21 protein-coding genes and 1 pseudogene are annotated in these 23,540 nt (G+C 70.2%); 10 read left to right on the top strand and 12 right to left on the bottom strand.

From position 1 onward, the window contains the following. Positions 1–15 precede the first annotated feature (15 nt). From ACIRA5_RS32425 to ACIRA5_RS32405, 5 genes are all read right to left on the bottom strand, one after another. Positions 16–1,356 (bottom strand): CpaF family protein, encoded by a 1,341-nt coding sequence (locus ACIRA5_RS32425; protein ID WP_382185414.1) that lies wholly within the window; start codon positions 1,354–1,356, stop codon positions 16–18. Positions 1,357–1,400: 44 nt separating this feature from the next. After that, complete coding sequence (locus ACIRA5_RS32420; RefSeq protein ID WP_403696769.1) at positions 1,401–1,766, bottom strand: TadE/TadG family type IV pilus assembly protein; 366 nt, start codon at positions 1,764–1,766, stop codon at positions 1,401–1,403. Beyond that, positions 1,763–3,385 carry a CpaE family protein gene (locus ACIRA5_RS32415; RefSeq protein WP_403696766.1) on the bottom strand — a complete coding sequence of 541 codons (1,623 nt, stop codon included), beginning with the start codon at positions 3,383–3,385 and terminating at the stop codon, positions 1,763–1,765. The genes ACIRA5_RS32420 and ACIRA5_RS32415 overlap by 4 nt, the downstream gene beginning before the upstream one ends. A gap of 39 nt (positions 3,386–3,424) precedes the next feature. After that, the gene (gene cpaB / locus ACIRA5_RS32410; RefSeq protein WP_403696765.1) at positions 3,425–4,138 is read right to left on the bottom strand and encodes a Flp pilus assembly protein CpaB; all 714 of its coding nucleotides are present in this window, start codon (positions 4,136–4,138) and stop codon (positions 3,425–3,427) included. 146 nt (positions 4,139–4,284) lie between these two features. Then, the gene (locus ACIRA5_RS32405; protein ID WP_403696763.1) at positions 4,285–5,160 is read right to left on the bottom strand and encodes a hypothetical protein; all 876 of its coding nucleotides are present in this window, start codon (positions 5,158–5,160) and stop codon (positions 4,285–4,287) included. A 367-nt stretch (positions 5,161–5,527) separates the two neighbouring features. On the opposite strand from ACIRA5_RS32405, the gene ACIRA5_RS32400 reads away from it, so the two are divergent. Further along, positions 5,528–7,222, top strand: a complete 1,695-nt coding sequence (locus tag ACIRA5_RS32400) for a chitinase (protein ID WP_403696761.1) — start codon at positions 5,528–5,530, stop codon at positions 7,220–7,222. 11 nt (positions 7,223–7,233) lie between these two features. Here the strand turns inward: ACIRA5_RS32400 and ACIRA5_RS32395 are convergent, their stop codons facing one another. After that, a complete protein-coding gene (locus ACIRA5_RS32395) occupies positions 7,234–7,719 on the bottom strand; it encodes an ATP-binding protein (RefSeq protein WP_403696758.1) in 486 nt (161 codons plus the stop codon). Positions 7,720–7,923: 204 nt separating this feature from the next. Here ACIRA5_RS32395 and ACIRA5_RS32390 point away from each other — a divergent pair, with 204 nt between their 5' ends. From ACIRA5_RS32390 to ACIRA5_RS32375, 4 genes are all read left to right on the top strand, one after another. Then, positions 7,924–8,775 (top strand): helix-turn-helix domain-containing protein, encoded by an 852-nt coding sequence (locus ACIRA5_RS32390; protein ID WP_403696756.1) that lies wholly within the window; start codon positions 7,924–7,926, stop codon positions 8,773–8,775. Positions 8,776–8,786: 11 nt separating this feature from the next. Beyond that, positions 8,787–8,978, top strand: a complete 192-nt coding sequence (locus ACIRA5_RS32385) for a hypothetical protein (protein WP_403696753.1) — start codon at positions 8,787–8,789, stop codon at positions 8,976–8,978. 251 nt (positions 8,979–9,229) lie between these two features. Then, the gene (locus ACIRA5_RS32380) at positions 9,230–9,865 is read left to right on the top strand and encodes a hypothetical protein (RefSeq protein WP_403696751.1); all 636 of its coding nucleotides are present in this window, start codon (positions 9,230–9,232) and stop codon (positions 9,863–9,865) included. A gap of 602 nt (positions 9,866–10,467) precedes the next feature. Then, positions 10,468–10,797 carry a transposase gene (locus ACIRA5_RS32375; RefSeq protein ID WP_403696749.1) on the top strand — a complete coding sequence of 110 codons (330 nt, stop codon included), beginning with the start codon at positions 10,468–10,470 and terminating at the stop codon, positions 10,795–10,797. Here the strand turns inward: ACIRA5_RS32375 and ACIRA5_RS32370 are convergent. Next, positions 10,794–12,033, bottom strand: a pseudogene (locus ACIRA5_RS32370) (RNA-guided endonuclease InsQ/TnpB family protein). The gene ACIRA5_RS32375 and the pseudogene ACIRA5_RS32370 sit on opposite strands and share 4 nt — an antisense overlap. A gap of 294 nt (positions 12,034–12,327) precedes the next feature. Between ACIRA5_RS32370 and ACIRA5_RS32365 the strand changes: the two are divergent. The 3 genes from ACIRA5_RS32365 to ACIRA5_RS32355 all read left to right on the top strand — a co-directional run bounded on the left by ACIRA5_RS32365 (position 12,328) and on the right by ACIRA5_RS32355 (position 15,775). Next, on the top strand, positions 12,328–12,843 hold the full coding sequence (locus tag ACIRA5_RS32365; protein WP_343324921.1) for a SigE family RNA polymerase sigma factor: 516 nt from the start codon (positions 12,328–12,330) through the stop codon (positions 12,841–12,843). An 88-nt stretch (positions 12,844–12,931) separates the two neighbouring features. Then, positions 12,932–14,245 carry a hypothetical protein gene (locus ACIRA5_RS32360; protein ID WP_403696745.1) on the top strand — a complete coding sequence of 438 codons (1,314 nt, stop codon included), beginning with the start codon at positions 12,932–12,934 and terminating at the stop codon, positions 14,243–14,245. Between the two features lie 192 nt (positions 14,246–14,437). Continuing rightward, the gene (locus ACIRA5_RS32355; RefSeq protein WP_403696742.1) at positions 14,438–15,775 is read left to right on the top strand and encodes a M14 family metallopeptidase; all 1,338 of its coding nucleotides are present in this window, start codon (positions 14,438–14,440) and stop codon (positions 15,773–15,775) included. Positions 15,776–15,843: 68 nt separating this feature from the next. On the opposite strand, the gene ACIRA5_RS32350 is transcribed toward ACIRA5_RS32355, so the two are convergent. From ACIRA5_RS32350 to ACIRA5_RS32330, 5 genes are all read right to left on the bottom strand, one after another. Next, positions 15,844–16,446 (bottom strand): hypothetical protein, encoded by a 603-nt coding sequence (locus ACIRA5_RS32350; RefSeq protein WP_403696741.1) that lies wholly within the window; start codon positions 16,444–16,446, stop codon positions 15,844–15,846. Between the two features lie 86 nt (positions 16,447–16,532). Next, the gene (locus ACIRA5_RS32345) at positions 16,533–18,017 is read right to left on the bottom strand and encodes a GntP family permease (RefSeq protein WP_403697235.1); all 1,485 of its coding nucleotides are present in this window, start codon (positions 18,015–18,017) and stop codon (positions 16,533–16,535) included. A gap of 142 nt (positions 18,018–18,159) precedes the next feature. Further along, positions 18,160–18,570 (bottom strand): RidA family protein, encoded by a 411-nt coding sequence (locus tag ACIRA5_RS32340; RefSeq protein WP_054234976.1) that lies wholly within the window; start codon positions 18,568–18,570, stop codon positions 18,160–18,162. Continuing rightward, positions 18,567–19,340, bottom strand: coding sequence for an IclR family transcriptional regulator (locus ACIRA5_RS32335; RefSeq protein WP_403696738.1), 774 nt, complete (start codon positions 19,338–19,340; stop codon positions 18,567–18,569). The genes ACIRA5_RS32340 and ACIRA5_RS32335 overlap by 4 nt, the downstream gene beginning before the upstream one ends. After that, positions 19,337–20,362 carry a sugar kinase gene (locus ACIRA5_RS32330; RefSeq protein WP_403697233.1) on the bottom strand — a complete coding sequence of 342 codons (1,026 nt, stop codon included), beginning with the start codon at positions 20,360–20,362 and terminating at the stop codon, positions 19,337–19,339. The genes ACIRA5_RS32335 and ACIRA5_RS32330 overlap by 4 nt, the downstream gene beginning before the upstream one ends. A gap of 215 nt (positions 20,363–20,577) precedes the next feature. Between ACIRA5_RS32330 and ACIRA5_RS32325 the strand changes: the two genes are divergently transcribed. Beyond that, on the top strand, positions 20,578–21,861 hold the full coding sequence (locus ACIRA5_RS32325) for an amino acid deaminase (RefSeq protein ID WP_403696735.1): 1,284 nt from the start codon (positions 20,578–20,580) through the stop codon (positions 21,859–21,861). A gap of 38 nt (positions 21,862–21,899) precedes the next feature. Then, positions 21,900–23,522, top strand: a complete 1,623-nt coding sequence (locus ACIRA5_RS32320) for an amidohydrolase family protein (RefSeq protein ID WP_403696732.1) — start codon at positions 21,900–21,902, stop codon at positions 23,520–23,522. The last annotated feature ends 18 nt before the right edge of the window (positions 23,523–23,540 follow it).

Genomic DNA, 23,540 nt, shown 5'->3' with positions numbered 1-23,540 from the left:
CGGGGGCGGGGTGGGTCATCCGATGGCCCGCCTCGTGTCGAGTACGTCGAGGACCTCGGCCACGCCGAACGCGGGCGGCAGCGGTTCGTTCGCGACGTACAGCTTCTCGGCGACCTGGCGCGGCAGCGGAAGGTGCTCGAAATGGCCGTGTACGACACGGTCGGGGCCTGCGGGGCGGGGGACGAAGCGGGTGACGGGGACGACGCGGAACTGTTCGCGGCCGTGCGAGACGACCAGGGCTATCTCGGTGACCTTGCGGGAGCCGTCGGCGTGGCGGGTGAGTTGGACGACGACGTCCACGGCCGAGTTGATCTGGTCCTTCAGCGCCTCGAAGGGGATCTGGACCTCGGACATCGAGCCGAGGGTCTGGAGCCTCATGAGGGCGTCCTCGGCGGAGTTCGCGTGGACGGTGGCCAGGGACCCGTCGTGGCCGGTCGACATCGCCTGGAGCATGTCGAGGGTCTCGCCGCCGCGGACCTCGCCGACGATGATGCGGTCGGGCCGCATACGGAGGGAGTTGCGGACCAGGTCACGGATGGTGATGTGGCCCTTGCCCTCGACGTTCGGGGGGCGGGACTCCAGCCGGATGACGTGTTCCTGCTGGAGCTGGAGTTCGGCCGAGTCCTCGATGGTGATGATGCGCTCGCGCGACGGGATCAGGCCGGAGAGGGCGTTGAGCAGGGTCGTCTTCCCGCTGCCGGTGCCGCCGCTGACGATGACGTTGAAGCGGGCCCGCACGAAGGCCGCGAGCAGCATCAGCATCTGCTCGTCGAGCGAGCCGAGGCCGATGAGTTCGGGAAGGGTGTACGCGCGGGGGAAGCGGCGGATGGTGAGGGTGGGGCCGGTGAGGGCGAGCGGCGGGATGATGACGTTGACGCGCTCGCCGGTGGGGAGCCGGGCGTCGACCATGGGGTTCGACTCGTCGACGCGGCGGTTGACCGTGGAGACGATGCGCTCGATGGTCTGCATCAGCTGGTCGTGTGAGGCGAAACGGAGCGGGAGCTGTTCGACCCGTCCCGCCCGCTCCACGAAGATGGAGTCCGGCCCGTTGACCATGATCTCGGTGATGGACGCGTCGGCGAGCAGCGGTTCGAGGACGCCGAGGCCGAGGGCCTCGTCGACGACCCGCCGGATCAGCTGGGAGCGCTCGGCGGAGGACAGCACCGGGCCCTCACGGCTGATGATGTGGCCGAGCACGCGCTCCAGGCGTACCCGGCGTTCGGCTGCCGCCAGGCTCGACATCTCCGCGAGGTCGATCTCCTCGAGGAGCTTGGCTCGGTAGACGGCGACGAGGTGTCCGTCCTCGCGGGCGGGGCCCGATTCGTCGGGGGTGGAGAGTCGGCTGCGCAGGCTCATGGTTTCAGCTCCTCCCGGTCATTCGTCGGTTGTCCGTTTCCGGTTCAGTTGTCGGTGGGCATGGTGGCGTGGCGGGTGACGGTGTAGGGGCCGAAGAGGGGGATGACTCCGGGGACACTCACGGTGACCGTCGCCGTGGTGAGGTCGGCGCCCTCGTCGGGCGTCACGTTCGGTTTGAGCCAGCCGCTCACCGCGGCCTGTCCGGCCGCCGTGCCGTCGCCCCCCTGCGAGGCGACCCGTGCCGCCGCCCGCGCGCCCGTCCCGGCCTGGTTGATCCCGTAACCGATGAGGCCGAGCTGTATGGCGGCCATCCCGATGACGAGCAGGATGGGCAGGAACCCGGCGAACTCCAGCATGGAGACGCCCCGGTCGCCGCGCAGCCGGCGCCTCAGCCACCGTAAGGGCCTCATCCGTCGTTCCCCTCCAGCGCGGCGCCCGCGTTCCCGTCCACGTGCCAGCCCGCGTCGAAGCCCGGGAAGAAGAGCGGCACGTCGACCTTCACGGTGGCCTTCATGACCGAGCCCGCCGGGCCGCAGGTGATCGTGGCGCCCTGCCAGGAACCGGGCAGATGTTTGCTTCCAGCGGCCGCGCACGCGCCCTGATAGTCCCCGTGGTTGACCGCGTACGCCGCCGTCGCCGCGCGCGCCGCCTCGTCCGCCGCGTTCCCGGCGAGCGAGTACGAGTAGCCGTACAGCACGCACTGCCACAGGATCGTCATCACGACGAGCAGGATGGGGAACATGCCGGCGAATTCGAGGGTGACCGCACCCCGGTCGCCGCCCTTGCGCCGCAGGGCCAGTGCGCCCCGGTCCGAGGAGGCCTTGCGGCGCCTGCCGCCGCCCCCGCCGGTCTCCTGGGCGACCACGAGCCCGAGTTCCCCCGCCAGCGCCCACAGGGCCTGTTTGACCGTCGAGCGGGTGTCCAGGTCCTGGAGGCGCCCCGCGTCGACGACGGACTGGAGTTCCTTGAAGGCGGCGGGAACGGGGGTGCGGGCGACCTTGGTGCCGGTGACGCGTTCGACGAGGGAGGGCTGGATCTCCGTAGCGCGGGCGAAACGGTTGACGACCGTGGTCGTCTCCTCCGCCTTGCGGATCTGGAGGCGGTCCCACATGCGGACCATGCGCTTGGCGGCGCGCACGGCGACCACGTCGGGGGTGACGAGGAGGAGGGCCCGGTCGGCCATCTCGACGGCCGCGGCGGTCGCGGAGTTCATCTGGGCACCGCAGTCGACGACCACGACGTCGTGGCGGGAGCGCAGGGCGCCCAGCACCTGGCGGGTCACCCGGTCGGTGACCTCCTCGCCGCGTTCGCCCTCGGCCGGGGCCAGCAGGAGGCCCACTCCGCTGTCGTGGGTGTAGACGGCGTCCTGGAGGACGCGGGGGTTGATGTCGCTGATGGCGGCGAGGTCGGCGATCGACCGCCGGAACTGGACGTCCAGGTACGAGGCCACGTCGCCGGACTGGAGGTCGAGGTCGACCAGCGCGACGCTGCGCCCCGATGCCTGGGCGGCGAGGGCGAGTTCGACGGCGGTGACCGTCGCTCCGACGCCGCCCTTCGCCCCGGTGACCGTGACGACGGTGCCGCCGGGGCCCGCGTACAGCTCGGGGGTGCCGCTGCCGAGGTGGCGGCGCATGCCGAGCGACCACCCGGCGGCGGCCTGGACGCGTTCGGCGAGGGCGTCGTAGCCCAGCGGGAGGCCGATGATGCCGCGGGCGCCGGAGTCCATGGCGGCGGTGAGGACACCGGTGCTGGTGTCCGCGGTGATGAAGACGACGCCGATCGCGGGGAAGCGCATGACGACGTCGCGGATCAGGTCCAACGCCGGTACGGGTCCTATGCGTTCGTGGACGAGGACGACTTCGGGCAGTTCGTCGAGGGACTCGGCGGCGAGCCGCGCCAGGGTGTCGAGGAGCGCCGTGGAGTCGGGGACGGGCGGGGCGGGCTCGGCGTCCGCGAGCTGGCTCAGCAGGGTGGCGAGCGCGCGGGCCGAGTCGACGTCACTGACGGCCGGGAGGATACGGATGGTCATCGGCACAGCCCCGTGGGCGTGGACCTCATGCGCGGCCTCCTACTTGTCCTCGTCGAGGGTGTACGTACGGTCGCCGGGGGCGACGGTCGTGTCGGAGCCGCCCGCGACCAGGGCGAGGCGGACGTGTTCGGCGAACGACTCGGCGTACGCGACGCGTTGGGCGTCGGCGGTGTCGAGCGCGAAGGTGATGGGGACGGCCTGGGTGGCGCTGTTGCGGCGGTCGTTGCTGGACTGGCCGGGGTCGAGGGCGGTGAGCTTGCCGACGTCGATGACGCGGGCGTTCGCCACGATGACCTTGGACTGGTCCTTCTGTTTGTCGTTCTCGGCCTTGAAGGTGGCGAAGATGTTGACCCGGGAGCCCGGGTCGATCTTTCCGGCCACCCCGGTCGCCGCGTCGATCATGATCGCGATCTCCTGCTGGCCCGCCGCCAGCGCGGGCCGGTCCACGATCATGTCGGTCTGGAGCAGGGAGCCCTTCTCCAGTTGGGTGACGGCGATCTTCCCGCGGATCTGGCCGAGGTTCGTGACCGCCGTGCTCGACAGCCAGCGCTTGGGCATCGAGACCTTCTGGAACTGGTCGGCCGACAGCTCCTTGTAGGGCGCGATGTCGTCCTTCAGGCGGTACGCCGCCACCTCCGGGCCGACCTTGGAGTTCACGTCGCGGATCACGGAGAGCACTCCGGCGAAGGCGCCCAGGGCGCACAGGACCGAGAGGACCAGCAGGATGACGCCGCGGCGCTGGCGTGAGTTCATGACGCGGGCAACCTCGATCGTGGGGCGGGGACGGGCGGGGTCGAGCGGTCGTGCCTGGTGTGGTTCGACGTGTCGATCAGCGTGTTGTTGTCATTGATCAGAGTGTTGTTGTTGATCGGCGTGTTGTTCGGCCGTACGGACGTGGCTTACGTGGCGCCTCGGGGCAGAGCGCGTACTGAGGATGCTGCCCGCACAGTGGCCGCCGGAAGCTCGGGAGGCGGGGGCAGCGGCGCGGCACAGAATCCGCAGCGGTCACCGATGAGTTCGAGGCCGCACCAGTGGCACTCCTCCCGGCGGACGGACGACACGAGCTGGTACAGCACGGAGACGTCGTACAGACCGGCGGCGAACTCGGCGAGCTTGGTGGTGCCCCACCAGCGGGCGGACTCCTGCGGCAGCGGTACGGTCAGGGCGCCCTGCACACGCCAGGCGGGTGCGAGGGTCGCGGTGACCCAGTCGGAGGGCGGCTGGCCCGCGGCGACGAGCAGCCGGGTGCCGAACTCGGGCCCGGGGAGCTCGTCCTGCCCGATCCGGGCCAGCTGCGGACGCGGATGGGACAGTACGGCGAACTGGGCCCCCGGCACCCATGACTTGGCGTGCGACTTCAGCGTCACCGGGACCCGGTCGAGCTTGGCGACCGAGCCGAGCAGGGCCCCGGCGTAGATGTAGTGGGCGAGCAGCCGGGCGGCAGAGGCGAGCACGCCCGGGCTGAAGTCGCAGACCGACAGCTGCCGCAACTGCTGGGCCAGCAGCGCCACTCCGAGCGGCGGCAGGTCGATGCCGAGCAGGGCGATGCGGTCGCTCTCCAGGACCGAGCGGACGGTGTGCAGCCGCCGGGTGACCGCGTCCTCGACCGAGGCCGGGTAGAGGGCGATGACGTACCCGTGCTGCTCGATGAGGGCGTGCATGCCCGTGAGGGAGCTTTCGAGACTGTCGAGGGGCTGGACCACGGCGGGCGGGGTCTGCCGGTCGTGCGGCGGGAGCACCAGATCGGGACTGGTGACGGCTATCGCGGTCGGCACGCTGCACACACCCCGTTCACTGTGGCGGGGTGGTCGACCACCGCCTCAGATGGCCCCTGTGACGTCCTCTTGCATCAGCACCATATCCACGGCATGGCCGCCTCAACACCGAATCTTCCACATCAACTCACGGAAGGTACGGCCTTGATCAACGGAGAGTAAGACGAATATGCCACAAGTCACCCACCCCGTGGACCCGTTGAGGTACCCGGCCGCCCCTGTCACCCACCAGAGGTCTTGACAACCCAATTGGTCTGGACCAACTTGTACGCCAGCAACGTCCGACGGTGGCCACCGTTCCGCACCCCGCTCCTCCCCCTCTTCTCCCCTCCCCTCACCGGAGGTCCCAGTGGACCGCGTCATACGTATGCCCCGACCGCCCCGACGGAGATGGGCGGGCGCCCTCGCCGCCGTCGTCACCGCCTCCGTCCTCTCCCTCACCGGTCTGGCCGGCCAGGCCCAGGCGGCGGACGTCAACAACGCCAAGAACGGCGGCTACGAGTCGGGCCTGAGCAACTGGACCTGTACGGCGGGCAGCGGTACGACCGTCACCTCGCCGGTGCACGGCGGCTCGGCCGCGCTCAAGGGCACGCCCGCCGGGCAGGACAACGCCCAGTGCACCCAGGCCGTCGCGGTGAAGCCCAACTCGACGTACACGCTGAGCGCGTGGCTGCAGGGCGGGTACGCCTACCTGGGCGTGACGGGCACCGGCACCACGGACGTCTCGACCTGGACCCCCGACTCCGCCTCCTGGAAACAGCTCTCGACCACCTTCACCACGGGCGCGTCAACGACCTCGGTGACGGTGTACACGCACGGGTGGTACGGCCAGGCCCCGTACTACGCCGACGACCTCTCGGTCTTCGGCCCCGACGGCGGCGGAGGCGGCGACCCGGCCCCCACGGTCCCGGCGGCACCCACCGGTCTGGCGGTCTCCTCCACCACGTCCTCCTCCGTCTCCCTCTCCTGGAACACGGTGTCGGGCGCGACGGGCTACAACGTCTACCAGGCGGGTACGAAGGTCCAGTCGACGACGGGGACATCGGCGACCGTCTCGTCCCTCGCGGCCTCCACCTCGTACTCCTTCCAGGTCACGGCGACGAACGCGGCGGGCGAGTCGGCGAAGTCGACGGCGGTGACGGGTACGACGACGGCGTCCTCGGGCGGCGGTGGCGGCACGCTGCCCAAGCACGCCGTCACGGGCTACTGGCAGAACTTCAACAACGGCGCCACGGTCCAGAAGATCTCCGCGGTGCAGTCCCAGTACGACATCATCGCGGTGGCGTTCGCGGACGCGACGGGCACGCCGGGCGCGGTGACCTTCAACCTCGACTCGGCCGGGCTCGGCGGCTACACCGTCGACCAGTTCAAGGCCGACATCAAGGCCAAGCAGGCCGCGGGCAAGAAGGTCGTCATCTCCATCGGCGGCCAGAACGGCACGGTGTCGATCAGCGACTCCACGTCCGCGACGAACTTCGCGAACTCCGTCTACTCCCTCATGCAGACGTACGGCTTCGACGGCGTCGACATCGACCTGGAGAACGGCCTCAACGCGACGTACATGACCCAGGCCCTGCGATCCCTCTCCGCAAAGGCGGGCGCGTCTCTCATCATCACGATGGCCCCGCAGACGATCGACATGCAGTCCACGTCGAACGCGTACTTCCAGACCGCCCTGAACATCAAGGACATCCTGACGGTCGTCAACATGCAATACTACAACAGCGGTTCGATGCTGGGCTGCGACGGCAAGGTCTACAGCCAGGGCTCGGTCGACTTCCTCACCGCCCTCGCCTGCATCCAGCTCCAGGGTGGCCTGGCCCCCTCCCAGGTGGGCCTGGGCCTCCCGGCCTCGACGAGCGGCGCGGGCAGCGGCTATGTCTCTCCGACGGTGGTGAACAACGCGTTGGACTGCCTGGCCAAGGGCACCAACTGCGGTTCCTTCAAGCCCTCCAAGACCTACCCGGACCTGCGCGGCGCGATGACCTGGTCGACGAACTGGGACGCGGCGGCGGGCAACGCGTGGTCGAACTCGGTGGGGGCGCACGTGCACGGGCTCTGAGGATCCGAGGGTCAGCCATCCCTCAGGTACGCTGCCGCGCTCGCCCGCGGCAGCGTCGCCCACATCCGCGTCCCCCCGCCCGGCTCCCGCGCCTCCCCGAAGCCCCAGTCGCCGTCGCAGGCCCGGCATACGCAGGCCAGGACCCGCAGGGCCGCGCGGCGACGGGTGTCGCAGGCGGCGGTCAGGCGAGGGTGGGTGTGGCGCGGGTGACGGTCGTAGACGATCACCCGGAAGGCGCCGCCCCGGTAGCGGAGGGACAGGTAGAAGTCCGGTGACTCGGTGAACTGACATGCTGCGGCCGTCAGTTCACCGACCGCCTGAAGCGCCGCGTCCATGATGTCGCGAAGGCCGTGCGCCACGAGGAACGCGCGCGAGGCCGCCCGCGCGAGCGCCGGACTGGCCAGCGCCGCCGGGAGGGTGAGGCTGTAGGCGAGGGTTTCGGGGCTGGGTCGGGTGGGGTCAGCCGGGTAGGCGGTCGCGAGAGGGCAAGGGGACATCGGTCCTCCTGGGGGGAGGGCAGCGGTGGCCTGTCGCGGGCAGGGGCCTGCGATGCACTTCCAACTGCCGTGAGTGCTGGATGCGTTACTCAATGTAGGGTGCGGTTTGGTTACATTGCCACCTCGGTGCAGAAATTGACCCATACGTGGTCCGTCGACGGCCAGTGACGGCAGACTGCTGCCGAGCCGCGCGAGAGGGAGGCCATGCCACCGAGGACGACACCCACGGAACGTCAGAAGCGTCTGGGCGCCGAGCTGCGCAAGATGCGGACGGCAGCGGGAATGAGCGCGGATCAGGCCGCCGGGCTGCTCGGGCTCGACCGAGCGAAGATCTCCAATATCGAGACCGGCATCCGCACCATCAGCCCCGAGCGGCTACGCACCCTCGCCTGCAACTGCGACTGCTCGGACCCGGCTTACACGGAGGCGCTGGTGGCCATGGCTCAGCCCAGCGCTCGTGGCTGGTGGGAACGTTACCGGGGCTCCCTTCCCTCCAGCCTGCTGGACATCGCAGAGCTGGAGTCGTACGCGGTCAGGATGCGCACGGCCCACACCATCCACATTCCTGGGGTACTACAGACCAGCGACCACGCACTCGAACTCTTCAGGGCCGTACTGCCACCGCTGCCAGAGCGCGAGGTCGCCCTGCGGCTCGCCTACCGCGTGGAGCGGCAGCGTGTGCTGGAAGGCGAGAACCCGCCCGAGTACGTCGGCCTGGTGCACGAGGCCGTGCTGCGCATGCAGTTCGGTGGCCGAAAGGTCGCCCGCGCCCAGCTGGAGCACCTGCTCAACCTGTCCGAACGCCCACCGATCCGTCTGCTGATCATCCCCTTCGCCGCAGGAACGTTCCCCGGCGCCGGCAACACGGTCAACTACCTGGAAGCATCCGTGCCGCAGCTCGACACCGTCCAGGTCGACAACTCGCATGGTCCGGAATTCCTCGGCGGGGCAGCACAGTTGGCCAAGTATCGTGCGCACTTGGACTGGATGGAGCGCATGGCCCTCCCCCCAGAGGCGTCACGCGACTTCATCCGCGGCATCGCCAACAGCCTGTGAGGAGACGCCCGATGGGCAACATCACCTGGGAGAACCCGTTCTGCGGCGAGGGAGCCAGCTGCTTCCGCCTCGGCACCGACGCCCAAGGCAACGCCTACATCGCCATAGCCGGAGCCGAAGACCACTACCTCACCGACACCCGCGAAGCCCTCCGCACCCTCATCCAGGACATCAAGGACGGCAAGGCCGACCATCTGCTCTGAGACGCCATCCGCGAAACTCCAAGATCCCCCGACAGGGTCGAGCCCAGTAGGCAGCAGACCCGATACGGACTTCACGACGCGACCACTGTCATGTCACGAACGTGTCCTGAGCACGCTCAAGAAGCAACTGGGGCAACCACACCGCCTCTCTGAGAGGACAGAAAGCCACCCGGACGAGCAGCCGCCCGGCTCACTCGCCCGCCCGCCCGCCCGCTCCTCAGGAGCGACAGCCCCACGCAGAGGACACCAGCATGCGCACTCGGAAGATCTCGGTACTGACCCTGACCGCTGTGGCCCTCGGCCTGGCGCTGACGGCATGCAACAACGACGGCACCGGCAACGCGTCCTCTTCCGCGAGCAGCTCATCGGTGGCCACGAAAACCCCGCAGTCCGACACGGCGCAGGGCAAGTCGTCGGGCACGCCCACCAAGTCCGCCACGAAGTGCACGGACCAGCTCAACTACGCCGGCGACTCCCGCTCCAACGCCGAGATCAACTCCATCGGCGCCAACACGGGCACCTGCCCGCCGGTCAAGAAGTCCCCGTCCGACACGAAGTGCACGGACCAGCTCAACTACGCCGGCGACACCCGCTCCAACGCCGAGATCAACTCCATCGGCGCCAACACGGGCACCTGCCCGCCGGTCAAGAAGTCCCCGTCCGACACGAAGTGCACGGACCAGCTCAACTACGCCGGCGACACCCGCTCCAACGCCGAGATCAACTCCATCGGCGCCAACACGGGCACCTGCCCGCCGGTCAAGAAGTCCCCGTCCGACACGAAGTGCACCGACCAACTCAACTACGCCGGCGACACCCGCTCCAACGCCGAGATCAACTCCATCGGCGCCAACACAGGCACCTGCCCGCCGGTCAAGAAGAAGTGACTTTCTCACCGTTCCTGAAAAGAAGGGGGCGCCGGGGCCTACCAGCGGCCGAAGCAGAATGAAGCCGCTGGTACTCCGCCTCTGTGCTCGGACGCCGGGTGGCAGCTACCAGCAGCCCGGTATGGACCGACGTACCACACCTCCGCTACGGGTCCGACTGCTTCCACGGGGCGGTGCGGACGGTTGACCGGGGCGTTGCGGTGATGGAGCAAACTCCCGCCCCGCCACGGCACTTCCTTCAGAAGGTGCATCCCAACCGATCACGGATCGTGCGAGTCGAGCCGGTTTCCCGGCGGGGTGATCGCGCGGGCGTGGGCGCATGAAGACAGGGCCTTCTGGCAGCTCGGGGTTGCGAAGCCATTCGAGCACCAAGGAAACCCTGTTGCCGCAGCCTTGTATGTCCGTGCCCGACGCGTTCAACTCCCGCGTGCCGCCGTGCGAATGTCTCACGCACAGGTTCGGAAATGCCGCTGACCGGTCGGAGCGCACCCCGTACTACTCGTCGGACATGACCGACGCGGAGTGGCAGGTGGTGCGGACGTCACTGCCGGTTCCGGCAATCGCTGGAGGGCCGGGCGGCCCGAGGCTACTGCCACCGCGCCATGCTCGACACGGCCCGCTACGTGGTCGACAACGGCGTCAAGTGGGCCAACCCGCCCGCCGACTTCCCGCCGTTTCGGCGCGTGCATGCTTTCGGCCGCCGCTGGCAGGTCACAGGTCTGCTCACCGAGCTCCACGACCGGTTGCGCGACAAGATCCGCCAGATGGAGGGCCGTTCGCCGGACCCGACGGGCGCCATCGTGGACTCGCAGTCGCTGCGGGCAGCGGCGACGCCACGGCCAGCCGTTGACAGCGCATGCCCTCCCGGCCCGCTTCCGACTCCAGCACCGACACAATCCGCTGCGGATGGCATGTCAACTACCCGTCGCTAAAGCGACGGGCTTGCACAACGGGCGTCACTGGCGGTGACGCTGCGTTTGCGTCCAGTCCCACTCCGCTGGCGCGGTGGTGGGGCGGGGGCCGTTGACTCGGCCCCGCGTCGCCACAACTCCCGCGCGCGGGCGCGGATGTTGCGGGAGCCGTTCCGGTCCGCGTGATCAACGAATCCGCAGGACCGGCACGCGAACCAGGCGTGTGAGACCCGGTTCGCCTGGTCGATGTGTCCGCACTCGGCGCAGGTGCGGGTGGTGTACGCCGGATCGACGTACACCACCGGCACTCCCGCCCGGCGGGCCTTGTACGCGATGAACTGCCCCAGCTGGGCGAAGGCCCAGCTGGAGTGGGTGGCCCGTTGGGGCTTGCGAAGCCGTACCCGTTCACGGATGCCCGTCAGGTCTTCCAGGGCGATTCCGCGACCGGTGCGTTCAACCTCGGCCACCACATGTTTCGCGATCTTGTGGTTGATGTCCCTCGCCCGCCGCGCCTCCTTGCGCCTGCGCTTCTTCAAGCGCCGTTTGGCGGACGGAGTGTTCTTCTTTTGGAGTTTGGTGCGCAGGGCCCGCTCCCGGGTGCGGACGCGGTTGATCTCCCGCCCGGCCATGATCTCGCCGTCGGAGGTGGCGACGATGTTCACGATGCCCAGGTCGACGCCGAGGAAGTCCACCGGCTCGGTGTTCGCCGGGGCTTCGGGGACCTCGCAGGTGGCCAGCAGGAACCACATGCCGTCCCGGCACACGAGATCGGATTCGCCCTTGCGGTACAGCGCCAGCGTGGCCAACTGCTCCGGTGCGGCAGTGAAGGCCACATCCTTGACCCGACCGGCCACGGTCCAGATGGACACCCGGCGTTCGGGGATCTGCCAGGACAGCATCCGGTCGTCATAAGGCTGCGCGCCCTGGGAGCGGAAGGCGATCGGCTTTCCGACAGCACTTCGGTAGCGCTTCGAGCCCGGCCTGCCCAGATTCCCGGCCTTCAGGTTCGCCTTCAGCGTGGCGTACGCGTCGCACGTCTTCTTGATCACGTGCTGGGCGGCCTGCGCCCCCAGCCCCCATCGGGCCTTGATCCGGTCGTAGGTGTGCTCGCGCAGCGCGAAGTTCCGCTTCACGTCGTTCTCGAACGCCACGCCGCTGGCCCAGGTGGCCGCTTCGTTGCAGGCACCCAGGGTCGCCTCAAGTGCCGCCCCCCTGCCCGGGCGTCGGCAGCAGCTTCACCTGCACCACCAGCTTCACGATCACCCAACGTACACACACGTACGACAGTCCACCTCACATTCACCATCCATCACCCAACCGGGTGACACTCGCATCGAGCACAGCACCGGCTCCGCCGGAGGGGGCGCCCGGCCACTTCGCGGCCGAACACGCACGAGCGATACCGCGGCGCTCCGCGCCGCGACCACAAGGATGCGATTCCTCCCGGGCGTGAACACCCGGGGTTCCTCGCAAGATCAGGCTGAAACATTTCCATAGGGCTGGCGCATCAATGGAGTGAAGGCGGCGCGGTACCAAAGGCAGGGGGGCGGGATGAGGCAGGTCCGGGGGGACGAGTACGCCGAGTTCGCGGCGGCTCGGGCGGGGCATCTCTACCGTTCCGCCTGTCTGCTCACCGGCGGGGACACCCATCTCGCCGAGGACCTGGTGCAGGAGACCCTCGGTCGCCTGTACGTCCGCTGGTACCGGGTCTCCCGCGTCGGCAACCCCGCCGGATACGCCCAGACCGTCCTCACCCGTACCTTCCTCGCCCACCAGCGGCGCCGCAGCAGCCGGGAACGCGCCACGGACGAGTTCCCCGACCTTCCCGACCCGCGCGCGGCCGACACCGACACGCCCCTGCGGCTGACCCTGGTCGAGGCACTCGGCCGGCTGTCCGCCAAGGACCGGGCCGTCGTCGTGCTGCGCTACTGGGAGGACCGCAGCGTCGAGGAGACCGCCGAGGCCATGAACGTCAGCTCGGCCGCCGTACGCACCCGCTGCACCCGCGCGCTCGCCCGGCTGCGGCTGCTGCTCGGGGACGCCCTCGGCGAGCACGCCAGACCCTGACCCCGGCCCGGCGCCAGCGCCAGCGCCGACGACCGTACAGACCGCTCCGACAGACGGCCCTTACGGAGAGCAGAGAGGGTGATTCGCCATGCCCGTTGACGACCGCGACCACGACCACGACCGGCACCACGACCACCACCGGGATCACGTCCACCACCGGGGCTACGACCCCGAGGACCGTTTCGAGGAACGGCTCGGCGAGGCCCTGCAGCACGCGGGCGGGGCCTACGAGACGGACCGGCGTGCCCTGGTCGCCGCCGGCGAGGCGCGCGGCCACAGGCTGCTGCTGCGGCGCAGGGCCGCCGCCGTGGGGGGCGTGGCCTCGGTCGCGCTCCTATGCCTCGGCGGGGCACTCCTCGTACCGGGAAGCGACGACGGGCGGCAGTCCGTGGCCACCGGTGCGAAGACCCCCGTCGCTTCGGCCACTCCCAAGGCGTCGTACACCGGCGACCAACTGATCGGCATCCTCGAGAAGCTCCTCCCCCGGGGCGAGTTCAGCTCGGCGCAAGCACGCGGCACGGACGACAGGCTGCCGCCGTACGCACAGGTCGTCTACAACGACGGCAAGGGCAAGGCGGCCATCGCCGTCGGCTTCGACCGGGTCCTGCCGGGCAGCGAGCAGGCCCGCCAGACCGTCGAGTGCCCGGACAAAGTCCTGACGCCGTACGACAGTTGCGTCGTGACCAGGCTGTCCGACGGCTCGGCGCTCAAGACCTTCCAGGGGTACGAGTACCCGGACCGCCGCGCGGACACGAAACTGTGGACGGCGGACCTCGTCACCCCCAAGGGTCAGCACGTCAGCGTGAGCGAATGGAACGCCGCCGCCGAGAAGGGCGCGCCGGTCAGCAGGGCCGAACCGCCCCTGTCTCCGGCGCGGTTGAAGACCCTCGTCACGGCCGGAGCGTGGCTGGGCGTCGTCGACGCGATCCCGGTGGACCCCAAGGCCCCGACGGCGCTCCCCGCACAGCCCTCGGGCATCGACGGCCGCGCGGTCACCTCCACGCTCGTCTCGCTGCTTCCCAAGGGCGTCAAGGTGGTCACCAAGAGCGGCCCGGACAGCGGGTACGGCTATGTCGTCCTCGACGACGGCAAGGGCAGGAGCCTGGTCCAGATCAACGTGCAGCCGAACATGTCGGACGTCGAGGACCAGCTCTTCGGAGCGAACGCCGAGACGCTGGCCGACGGCACGAAGGTCGTCACGCACAAGGAGCCGGGTGAGAAGGGCGGCGCCGGCGTCGTCATGTGGACCGCCGACACCATCAGGACCGACGGGTTCCGTGTGGTGGTCAGTGCCTTCAACTCCGGCAGCCAGGAGACGGCCGCGACACGCGACGCCCCCGCGCTCACGACGAAGCAGCTCCGGGCGATCGCCCTCAGCGCGAAGTGGCGCGGTCTGGGCTGAGTTCCCTCGCCGCCCTCACACATCGGGCCCCGTCGGGCGGACCTGCCGACGGGGTCCGAGGCATGACCGGTTTCCGCCATCGGCCCTTTAGCGACTCTTGACCTGACCATGCCAAACACTCACCATGAGCGCCACACCCGCACTCCGTACGTCGCACTGGTTCCACCCCCCACACTCCGCCAAGGAGACTTCATGCGACTTCACCGACGCGGCAGGCGCACCGTCACCCTCGCGACCCTGCTCGCGCTCGCCCTCGCCGCCCCGATCACCGCCACCGCCACCCACGCCACGGCGACGGGAGCGAAGGCCCCCGCACCCTCGGCCGACGACATCCGCCAGTACGAGATCCACCAGAGCACCACCCCGGTGACCCGCACCGCCATCCAGCGGACCGGCGTCACCGTGGACGAGGCCGACGAGGAGACCGTCGTCGTCTCGGGCCGCGCCGACCAGGTCAAAGAGCTGCGGCGACTCGGCTACGAGGTCTCCCTGTCGGGGTCCGCGCCGGACCGGTCGAACGGCGCCGGTGACGTCCGCCTCCTCGACTTCCCCTCGGCCGACTCGAAGTACCACAACTACACCGAGATGAACACGGAGATCGACCAGCGGCTCGCGGCCTACCCGAGCATCATGAGCAAGCGGGTGATCGGGAAGTCGTACCAGGGCCGGGACATCGTCGCCATCAAGGTCAGCGACAACGTGGCCACCGACGAGAACGAGCCCGAGGTCCTCCTCACCTTCCACCAGCACGCCCGCGAGCACCTGACCGTCGAGATGGCGCTGTATCTGCTGCGCGAGCTCGGGGCCGGGTACGGCAGCGACTCCCGGGTCACCAACATGGTGAACGGTCGCGAGATCTGGATCGTCCCGGACCTCAACCCGGACGGTGGCGAGTACGACATCGCGACCGGCTCCTACCGCTCCTGGCGCAAGAACCGCCAGCCCAATTCCGGTTCCTCGTACGTCGGTACGGACCTCAACCGCAACTGGAACTACAAGTGGGGTTGCTGCGGCGGCTCGTCGGGCTCCACGTCCTCCGAGACCTACCGCGGCGCCTCCGCCGAGTCCGCGCCCGAGGTGAAGGTCGTCGCCGACTTCGTACGTAGCCGGGTCGTCGGCGGGAAGCAGCAGATCAAGGCCGGGATCGACTTCCACACGTACAGCGAACTCGTGCTGTGGCCCTTCGGGTACACCAACGCCGACACCGCGACCGGCATGACCGCGGACGACGCCGCCGCGTTCAAGGCCGTCGGCCAGAAGATGGCGGCCAGCAACGGGTACACCCCGGAGCAGTCCAGCGACCTGTACATCACCGACGGGTCGATCGACGACTACCTCTGGGGCAGTCAGAAGATCTTCGACTACACCTTCGAGATGTATCCGACGTCCAGTTCCGCAGGCGGGTTCTACCCGCCCGACGAGGTCATCGAGCGGGAGACCTCACGGAACCGGGACGCCGTGCTGCAGTTGCTGGAGAACGCGGACTGCATGTACCGGTCGATCGGGAAGGCGACGCAGTACTGCGGCTAGGAGCGGGACAGACCGGTGGGTGGGGAACTGCGGGCCGGATGTGGCTGGCCGCGCAGTTCCCCGCGCCCCTACGAGGCGCTTTCGTCCTGGGCCTCTTCGGAATCCTCACCGTCTTCGAAGTAGGCGTCCAGGACCGCGTCCAGCTGGTCCTCCCACTCCTTGAACCGGGCCCGGGCCGTCGCCTCGATCTCGATCGGGTACCAGCGGCGGTCCGGGGTGTGCACCGTGATGGTGAACCGCTTCCCGAAGCGGGGCGACTCCGTCTCGACGGCGCCGATCTCGTCCCAGCGGAACTCCGCCTCCTGGTCGTCCAGACGCAGCCGTACGCCGCTGTGGTCGGCCTTGATCGAGGCGCGCCGATCGGACACCTCGAACACCGGCCCGTCCGGGTCCGGTTCGGGCTCCGAGTCCGAGTCGGATTCGGATTCGGAGGTGGCCTCCTCTTCGGGTTCGGCGGGTGCCTCCTCGGAGACCTCGTCCCCGGGGGCGGCGTCCTCGACAACCGCCTCCTCGGACACGGCCTCTTCGGCGGCGGTCTCCTCGGACTCGGCCTCCTTGACGGCCGCGTCTTCCGGCTCCGCCTTCGCGGGTGACGTGAGCCCGGGGATGTACGCCGGGTTCACCGCGGCGGCGTCCAGGGGCTGGCTCTTCGAACCTATGCGCTGCTCCACAGCGGGCAGTATGGTCGAAGATCCTGTGTCGGACACAGCCAGCCCCCAAGTTGGCAACGCGACTGTTGCACGAAGACGCCCCGTACCTACACGAACAGGCTCACCACCGCCGCCACCGCGAAGCCCGCCACCGACAGCACCGACTCCAGGACCGTCCAGGTCTTGAGGGTGTCCCGTTCGGAGATGCCGAAGTACTTCGCCACCATCCAGAAGCCGCCGTCGTTGACGTGCGAGGCGAAGATGGAGCCCGCCGAGATCGCCATGATGACCAGGGCGACGAAGGCCTGGGAGTGGTCGCCCTCGGTCAGCAGCGGGGCCACGATGCCGGCCGTGGTGACGATGGCGACCGTAGCCGAGCCCTGGGCGACACGCAGGACCAGGGAGATGAGGTAGGCGAGGACGATCACCGGCAGGCCGACGTCGTTGAAGGTGTCGGAGAGGGCCTGGGCGACCCCGCTGCCCTTGAGGACCGCGCCGAAGACACCGCCCGCGCCGACCACGAGCAGAATGTTGCCGACCGGCTTCAGCGAGGCCGTGGACACCGTCTCCAGCGACTTGCGGGACCAGCCGCGGCGGATGCCGAGCAGGTAGTACGCCAGCAGCAGCGCGATCGTCAGCGCGACGAAGGGGTGGCCGAAGAACTCGATGACCGAGCGGCCCGTGGAGGGGTCGAAGGCGATCGAGGAGAAGGTCGCGAGCAGGATCAGCACCAGCGGCGTACCGATGATGGCCAGGACCGTGCCGAGCGGCACCGGCTTCTCCTGCGGCGCGACCCCGGCGGCCCGCTGCTCCTCGACCAGCGCGGCCCTCGCCTCGTCGGCGGCCTCGGCCATGTCCTGCGGTACGGGGACGAAGATCCGCCTGCCGATCCACGCGGACCAGGCCCAGGCGGCGAGCACGGCGGGGATGCCGCAGACGACGCCCATGAGGATGACCCAGCCGAGCTGCACGTGGAGCAGTCCCGCGGCGGCGACCGGGCCCGGGTGCGGCGGCAGGAACGCGTGGGTCATGGAGAGACCCGCGAGCAGCGGCAGGCAGTAGAGCAGGATCGACTTGCCGCCGCGCTTGGCTGCCGCGTACACGATCGGCGCGAGGACGAAGATGCCGACGTCGAAGAAGACCGGGATGCCGAAGATGAGGCCGGTGAGGCCCATGGCGAGGGGCGCCCGCTCCTCGCCGAAGAGGTTCAGCAGCCGGGACGCCAACACCTCGGCCCCGCCGCTGACTTCGAGGATCGCGCCGAGCATCGTGCCGAGCCCGATGATGATCGCGATGTGTCCGAGGGTGCCGCCCATGCCGGACTCGATGAGGGAGACGGCGTCGGAGCGCTGGACCGTGCCGAAGAGTTCGGTGACGGAGAGGCCGGCCGCGAGGCCGACGGCTATGGAGACCGCGAGCAGCGCCACGAAGGGCTGGAGTCTCGCCTTGATGATCAGGACGAGGAGCAGGGCGATGCCGAGCGCGGCGACGGTCAGCAGACCGGCGGTGCCGTGGATGAGGGCGATCAGACCGCCGGTGTGGGGTGGGGCCGGGGGTGCGGTGGCGGCGAGCAGGGGCAGGGGCGAGGACATGAGCGAGGACATGAGCGGGGGACCTCTGCAGTCGGGTAAGTGGGGCATGCGGCTTTCGGGCAGGGGGGATCGCGGCACGGCGTCCCGTGGGGGACGCCGCGCCGTGATGACGTACGGGGTGCGGGAGTTCGGGGGGCGGCGCTCAGCCCAGTACGGCGAGCGCGTCGATCTCGATGAGGAGGCCGGCCGGCAGGCCGACGTAGACCGTGGTGCGGGCGGCGGGGGGCGCGGTGAGGCCCTGCTCCTCGAAGTAGGTGTTGTAGATCTGGTTCATCTCGGCGAAGTGGTCGACGTCCGTGAGGTAGACGCGGATCATCATCGCGTCGTCCCAGCTCGCGCCGCCCTCTTCGAGGATCGCCTGGACGTTGGCGAGGGTCTGGAGGGTCTGTTCACGCAGGGTGGGACCGGCGGGCGTGGGCGGCTTGCCCTCCTCGGCCGGGAGGAAGCCGACCTGTCCGGCGACCTGGAGGATGTTCCCCTTCTTCACGCCGTGCGAGAACTTCGCGGGCGGCGTGGTGTGGGTCTTGGGGGTGAGGGCGGTCTTCTCGGTCATGGACGTCGGGCACTCTCTTCCTTGGCTGGGGGCTTGCCGGAGTACTCGTGGCTGATGGCGTCGGCGGTCCGGCGCACCAGCGGGAGCAGGGTGAGGAGTTCGTCGGCGGTGACGACGACGTTCGGCGCGGAGACCGACATCGCGGCGACGACGCGTCCGTCGGCGCCGCGGATGGGGGCCGCGACGCAGTTGATGGACTCCTCGTGGCCACCGAGGTCGGTGGCCCAGCCCTGTTCGCGCACCGTGGCCAGCTCCTTGAGGAAGGCGGGCGCGCCCGGGGTCGAACGGGGCGTGTACATGGGGTAGTCGAGCTTGTCCGCGAGGGCGCGGCGCTCGGGCTCGGGGAGATCGGCGAGGAGGAGTTTGGCGACGGCGGCGACCGTGATGGCGACCGGCTTCCCGATCCGCGAGTACATGCGCACCGGGTAGCGGCTCTCCACCTTGTCGATGTAGAGGACCTCGTTCTCCTCGTACACCGCGAGGTGGACGGTGTGCCCGCACGTCTCGTTGAGCCGCATGAGATGGGGGTGGGCGATCTCGCGGACGTCGAGGTTCTCGACGGCTTCCTGGGCGAGGGCGAAGAGTCGGGCGCCGAGGCGGTAGCGCTGGTCGGACTGGCGGTAGACGAGGCCGTGCTCGTGCAGGGTGCGCAGGAGGCGGAGCGCGGTGGACTTGTGGACTCCGAGGCGGTCGGCGACCTGGCCGAGGTCGGCGGGGCCCTCGGCGAGCAGCGGCAGGATGCTCAGCGCTCGGTCGACGGTCTGGCTCATGGGGTACGTACCTCCTCCTGGGCCCGCGTGACGGCTTCGGTCCAGCCGGGGCCGAGTCGAAGTGTCTCCCACGCCTCGTCGTCCAGAGCGGCCAGCCGGTCGGCGTGGTCGCGGGAGGGGGGCGCGGCGAGGTCGCCGTGGACGGTGAGGGCGGCGGCGGCCATGAGGTGGCCGTGCCGGAGCCGCTCCCGGGCGGGCAGTGCGCGCAGGGTGGCGGAGAGGAACCCGGCGGCGAAGGCGTCGCCCGCGCCGACGGCCGCGATCACGTCGACGCGCAGGGCGCGTACGAACGTGGCGGTGTCGGGGGCGTCCTGGGCGGACCCCGAGACCGCGCGGCCTGCCGCGGCCCTCTCGAACACGGTCGCCCCGTCCCCGCCCTGCTTGACGACGAGGACGGCCGGTTCCGGCAGTGCGTCGCGGATCGCCCGCGCCCCGCGCAGCCCCCAGGCCGCGCGGGCCTCGTCGTCCCCGACGAACACGATGTCCGCGCCGCGCGCGAGGTCGAGCAGGACGCGGGGTCCGTCGGCGTCGCGCCACAACCCGGCGCGGTGGTTGACGTCGAAGGAGACGAGGGGGCGCCTCGCGCGGGGCGCGGTGAGTTCGCGCATCAGGCCGAGGCAGTCCTCGGACAGCGCCGCGGTGATGCCGGACAGGTGCAGTACGCGGCCCGAGCGCAGGGCGTCCACGTCCACGTTGTCCACGGTCATCGCGGAGGCGGCGGATCCGGCCCGGTAGTACGCGACCTCGTGGGCGTCGCTCGCCCGGTCACCCGCCGTGCGGAAGTAGACGCCCGTCGGGCGCGCGGGATCCCGTCGTACGGCGGAGGTGTCGACGCCGTACGCGGCGATCGCCTCGACGAGGTGGTCGCCGAACCCGTCGGTGCCGACCCGGCCGACCCAGCGCGCGGTGTGCCCGGCCGCGGCGAGCACGCACGCCACGTTGGACTCGGCTCCGCCGATCCCCCGTTCGAACGACGGCACATCGGCGAGGCGCCCGGGGCGGGTGGGCAGGAACGTGACCATGGACTCGCCTAGCGCGACGACATCCACGACGTCCGGGGCGTCGACAGGTCCGTTGGGGGTCACGATGTCTGGGGCTCCTCGTTCTCGCGGCCGACGGGACGCAACGGCACCGTTGACCCTGCGTTGGCTGGGATGTTAGACAGCAGTAAGCGACATACGCAATGACCGTTGCACATGATGCAACACAGTGCAGCACCCTTGAAGGGATGGCTCCCATGACCGCCTCCGATGCCGCCGCCCGTCCGGCGGCGGACCGTCTCGCCGCGGACCGCGTCGACCACCGCTTCAAGGGCCTCCCCCCGGACGCCGAGGGTCTGACCGTCGGCGAGCTGGCCGCCCAGCGCCGCGACCTGTTCACCGGCGGCTTCACCACCCCCGTCCTCGCCCTGTCCGCCGAGCGCCTGGCGCACAACCTCGAACTGATGGAGACGTACGCCGACCGTCACGGCCTCGTCTTCGCCCCGCACGGCAAGACCTCGATGGCCCCCCAGCTGTTCTGGCGGCAGATCGAGCACGGCGCCTGGGGCATCACGCTCGCCGTGCCCCACCAGGTGCGCGTGGCACGGGAGTTCGGGATCGAGCGGATCTTCCTCGCGAACGAACTCGTCGACGCGGCGGCGCTGCGCTGGATCGCGTCCGAGCTGGCGGCCGACCCGGACTTCCGCTTCGTCTGTTACGTCGACTCGGTGCGCGGCGTCGAGCTGATGGACGCGGCACTGCACGGCTCCACCCGTCCGGTGGACGTGGTCGTCGAGCTCGCCGCCGGCGCGGGGGCCCGCACCGGGGTGCGTACGGAGGCCGAGTGCGCGGAGATCGCGGACGCGGTGGCCGCGACGCGGACCCTGCGGCTGGTCGGCGTGGCGGGCTACGAGGGCGAGGTCCCGGGGGCGGACCCCGAGCGCGTGCACGCCTGGCTGCGGCGGCTGACCGCGCTGGCGGTGGACTTCGACAAGGCGGGCCGGTTCGAAGGACTGACGGAGATCGTCGTCAGCGCGGGCGGCAGCGCCTGGTTCGACGCCGTCGCGGACGTCTTCTCCGAGCTCCCCGACCTCTCCCTGCCCGTACTGAAGCTGCTGCGCTCGGGCGCCTACGTCTCGCACGACGACGGCCACTACCGCCGGCTGACCCCCTTCACCCGGGTCCCCGAGGAGGGCGCCCTGCACCCCGCGTTCCGCCTCTGGGCCCAGGTCGTCTCCCGGCCCTCCCCCGAGCAGGCCTTCCTCAACGCGGGCAAGCGGGACGCGGCGTACGACCTCGATCTGCCCGAGGCCCAGGTGGTGCGGCGGGACGGCGGCGAGCACCCGGCGACGGGTCTGACGGTGACCGCGCTCTCCGACCAGCACGCGTGGCTGCGCACGGACCCGGAGGCGGACGTGGAGGTCGGGGACTGGGTGGGCCTCGGGCTGTCCCACCCCTGCACGTCCTTCGACAAGTGGCAGCTGATTCCGCTGGTGGAGGCGGACGGCACGGTCGTGGACTACATCCGTACGTTCTTCTGAGAGGCCGTTGTGACGAATGATTCCAGGAGGCCCCTGTGATGGATCTCGTCATCCGCGACGCGGAAGTCGTCGACGGCACCGGAGGCCCCTCGTACCGCGCCGACGTGGGCATCGAGGACGGCAGGATCACCACCGTGCTCAAGGAGGGGGCGGCGGCCGGCTGTCTGCGGCCGGTCGCCCGGCGGGTCCTCGACGCCGAGGGCCTGGCCCTCTCCCCCGGCTTCGTCGACATGCACGCCCACAGCGACCTCGCCCTCCTGCGCGACCCGGACCACAGCGCGAAGGCGGCGCAGGGGGTGACCCTGGAGGTCATCGGCCAGGACGGGCTGTCGTACGCGCCGGTCGACGACCGCACCCTCGCGGAGGTCCGGTCCACGATCACCGGCTGGAACGGACCCGGTGACGACATCGACTTCAGCTGGCGTTCGGTGGGCGAGTACCTGGACCGGCTCGACCACGGCTTCGACGGCGAGGGCATCGCGGTGAACGCCGCGTATCTGATCCCGCAGGGCACCGTCCGGATGCTCGCCGTCGGCTGGGAGGACCGCCCGGCGACGGCGCGGGAGCTGGAGCGGATGCGGCGGCTGGTGGCCGACGGGATGCGCGAGGGCGCCGTCGGCATGTCCTCCGGCCTCACCTACACCCCCGGCATGTACGCCCAGGACGCCGAACTCACCGAGCTGTGCCGGGTGGTGGCGGAGTACGGCGGCTACTACTGCCCGCACCACCGCTCGTACGGGGCGGGCGCCCTCGCGGCGTACGAGGAGATGGTGGCCCTCACCCGCGAGGCGGGCTGCCCGCTCCACCTCGCCCACGCCACCATGAACTTCGGGGTCAACGAGGGCAGGGCCCCGGAGCTGCTGGCCCTCCTGGACGACGCCCTCGCCGCGGGCGCGGACATCACCCTCGACACGTACCCCTACACGCCCGGCTGCACCACCCTCGTGGCGATGCTGCCGAGCTGGGCGAGCGAGGGCGGCCCGGAGGCGATCCTCACGCGCCTGAAGGACGAGGAGACGGCCGAGCGCGTCCGGCACCACATGGAGGTGATCGGCGCCGACGGCTGCCACGGCGTGCCCATCGAGTGGGACACGATCGAGATCTCGGGGGTCACCGACCCGGCGCTCGCGTCGTACGTCGGCAGCACGGTCCGGCAGTCCGCCGACCGGCTCGGCGAGAGCCCCTGGACGACCGCCCGCCGCCTGCTCCTCGACGACCGGCTGGGCCCGACGATCCTCCAGCACGTCGGTCACGAGGAGAACGTCCGCGCGATCATGCGCCACCGTGTGCACACCGGCGGTTCGGACGGCATCCTGCGCGGCGACAAGCCGCATCCGCGCGCGTACGGCACGTTCCCGCAGTATCTGGGGAAATACGTACGGGAGTTGGGCGTCCTGTCCCTGGAGGAGTGCGTCGCCCATCTCACCGGCCGCCCGGCCGCTCGGCTGCGGCTGCCCGACCGCGGCCTCGTCCGCGAGGGGTACCGCGCCGACCTCGTCCTTTTCGACCCGGCCACGGTCGCGGCGGGCTCGACGTTCGAGGAGCCGCGCAGACTCCCCATGGGCATCCCGTACGTCCTGATCGACGGCCGGTTCGTGATCGAGGACGGGCGGCGCACGGACGTACTGGCGGGGCGGGCGGTCCGCCGGACTCCCCGGTGACCGCCCGCCGCCGCACAG

Source organism: Streptomyces sp. NPDC096311 (genome assembly GCF_044763085.1).
Taxonomy (GTDB): Bacteria; Actinomycetota; Actinomycetes; order Streptomycetales; family Streptomycetaceae; genus Streptomyces.
Note: the sequence above shows the minus strand (reverse complement) of the source record. Positions and strands in the feature narration are given on the sequence as shown.

What these genes read in the sequence shown, in the direction of transcription:
- ACIRA5_RS32425 (WP_382185414.1), bottom strand. Translation starts at nt 1,356, where the DNA reads ATGAGCCTGCGCAGCCGACTCTCCACCCCCGACGAATCGGGCCCCGCC.
- ACIRA5_RS32420 (WP_403696769.1), bottom strand. Translation starts at nt 1,766, where the DNA reads ATGAGGCCCTTACGGTGGCTGAGGCGCCGGCTGCGCGGCGACCGGGGC.
- ACIRA5_RS32415 (WP_403696766.1), bottom strand. Translation starts at nt 3,385, where the DNA reads ATGACCATCCGTATCCTCCCGGCCGTCAGTGACGTCGACTCGGCCCGC.
- cpaB (WP_403696765.1), bottom strand. Translation starts at nt 4,138, where the DNA reads ATGAACTCACGCCAGCGCCGCGGCGTCATCCTGCTGGTCCTCTCGGTC.
- ACIRA5_RS32400 (WP_403696761.1), top strand. Translation starts at nt 5,528, where the DNA reads ATGCCCCGACCGCCCCGACGGAGATGGGCGGGCGCCCTCGCCGCCGTC.
- ACIRA5_RS32395 (WP_403696758.1), bottom strand. Translation starts at nt 7,719, where the DNA reads ATGTCCCCTTGCCCTCTCGCGACCGCCTACCCGGCTGACCCCACCCGA.
- ACIRA5_RS32390 (WP_403696756.1), top strand. Translation starts at nt 7,924, where the DNA reads ATGCCACCGAGGACGACACCCACGGAACGTCAGAAGCGTCTGGGCGCC.
- ACIRA5_RS32385 (WP_403696753.1), top strand. Translation starts at nt 8,787, where the DNA reads ATGGGCAACATCACCTGGGAGAACCCGTTCTGCGGCGAGGGAGCCAGC.
- ACIRA5_RS32380 (WP_403696751.1), top strand. Translation starts at nt 9,230, where the DNA reads ATGCGCACTCGGAAGATCTCGGTACTGACCCTGACCGCTGTGGCCCTC.
- ACIRA5_RS32375 (WP_403696749.1), top strand. Translation starts at nt 10,468, where the DNA reads ATGCTCGACACGGCCCGCTACGTGGTCGACAACGGCGTCAAGTGGGCC.
- ACIRA5_RS32365 (WP_343324921.1), top strand. Translation starts at nt 12,328, where the DNA reads ATGAGGCAGGTCCGGGGGGACGAGTACGCCGAGTTCGCGGCGGCTCGG.
- ACIRA5_RS32360 (WP_403696745.1), top strand. Translation starts at nt 12,932, where the DNA reads ATGCCCGTTGACGACCGCGACCACGACCACGACCGGCACCACGACCAC.
- ACIRA5_RS32355 (WP_403696742.1), top strand. Translation starts at nt 14,438, where the DNA reads ATGCGACTTCACCGACGCGGCAGGCGCACCGTCACCCTCGCGACCCTG.
- ACIRA5_RS32345 (WP_403697235.1), bottom strand. Translation starts at nt 18,017, where the DNA reads ATGTCCTCGCCCCTGCCCCTGCTCGCCGCCACCGCACCCCCGGCCCCA.
- ACIRA5_RS32340 (WP_054234976.1), bottom strand. Translation starts at nt 18,570, where the DNA reads ATGACCGAGAAGACCGCCCTCACCCCCAAGACCCACACCACGCCGCCC.
- ACIRA5_RS32335 (WP_403696738.1), bottom strand. Translation starts at nt 19,340, where the DNA reads ATGAGCCAGACCGTCGACCGAGCGCTGAGCATCCTGCCGCTGCTCGCC.
- ACIRA5_RS32330 (WP_403697233.1), bottom strand. Translation starts at nt 20,362, where the DNA reads ATGGTCACGTTCCTGCCCACCCGCCCCGGGCGCCTCGCCGATGTGCCG.
- ACIRA5_RS32325 (WP_403696735.1), top strand. Translation starts at nt 20,578, where the DNA reads ATGACCGCCTCCGATGCCGCCGCCCGTCCGGCGGCGGACCGTCTCGCC.
- ACIRA5_RS32320 (WP_403696732.1), top strand. Translation starts at nt 21,900, where the DNA reads ATGGATCTCGTCATCCGCGACGCGGAAGTCGTCGACGGCACCGGAGGC.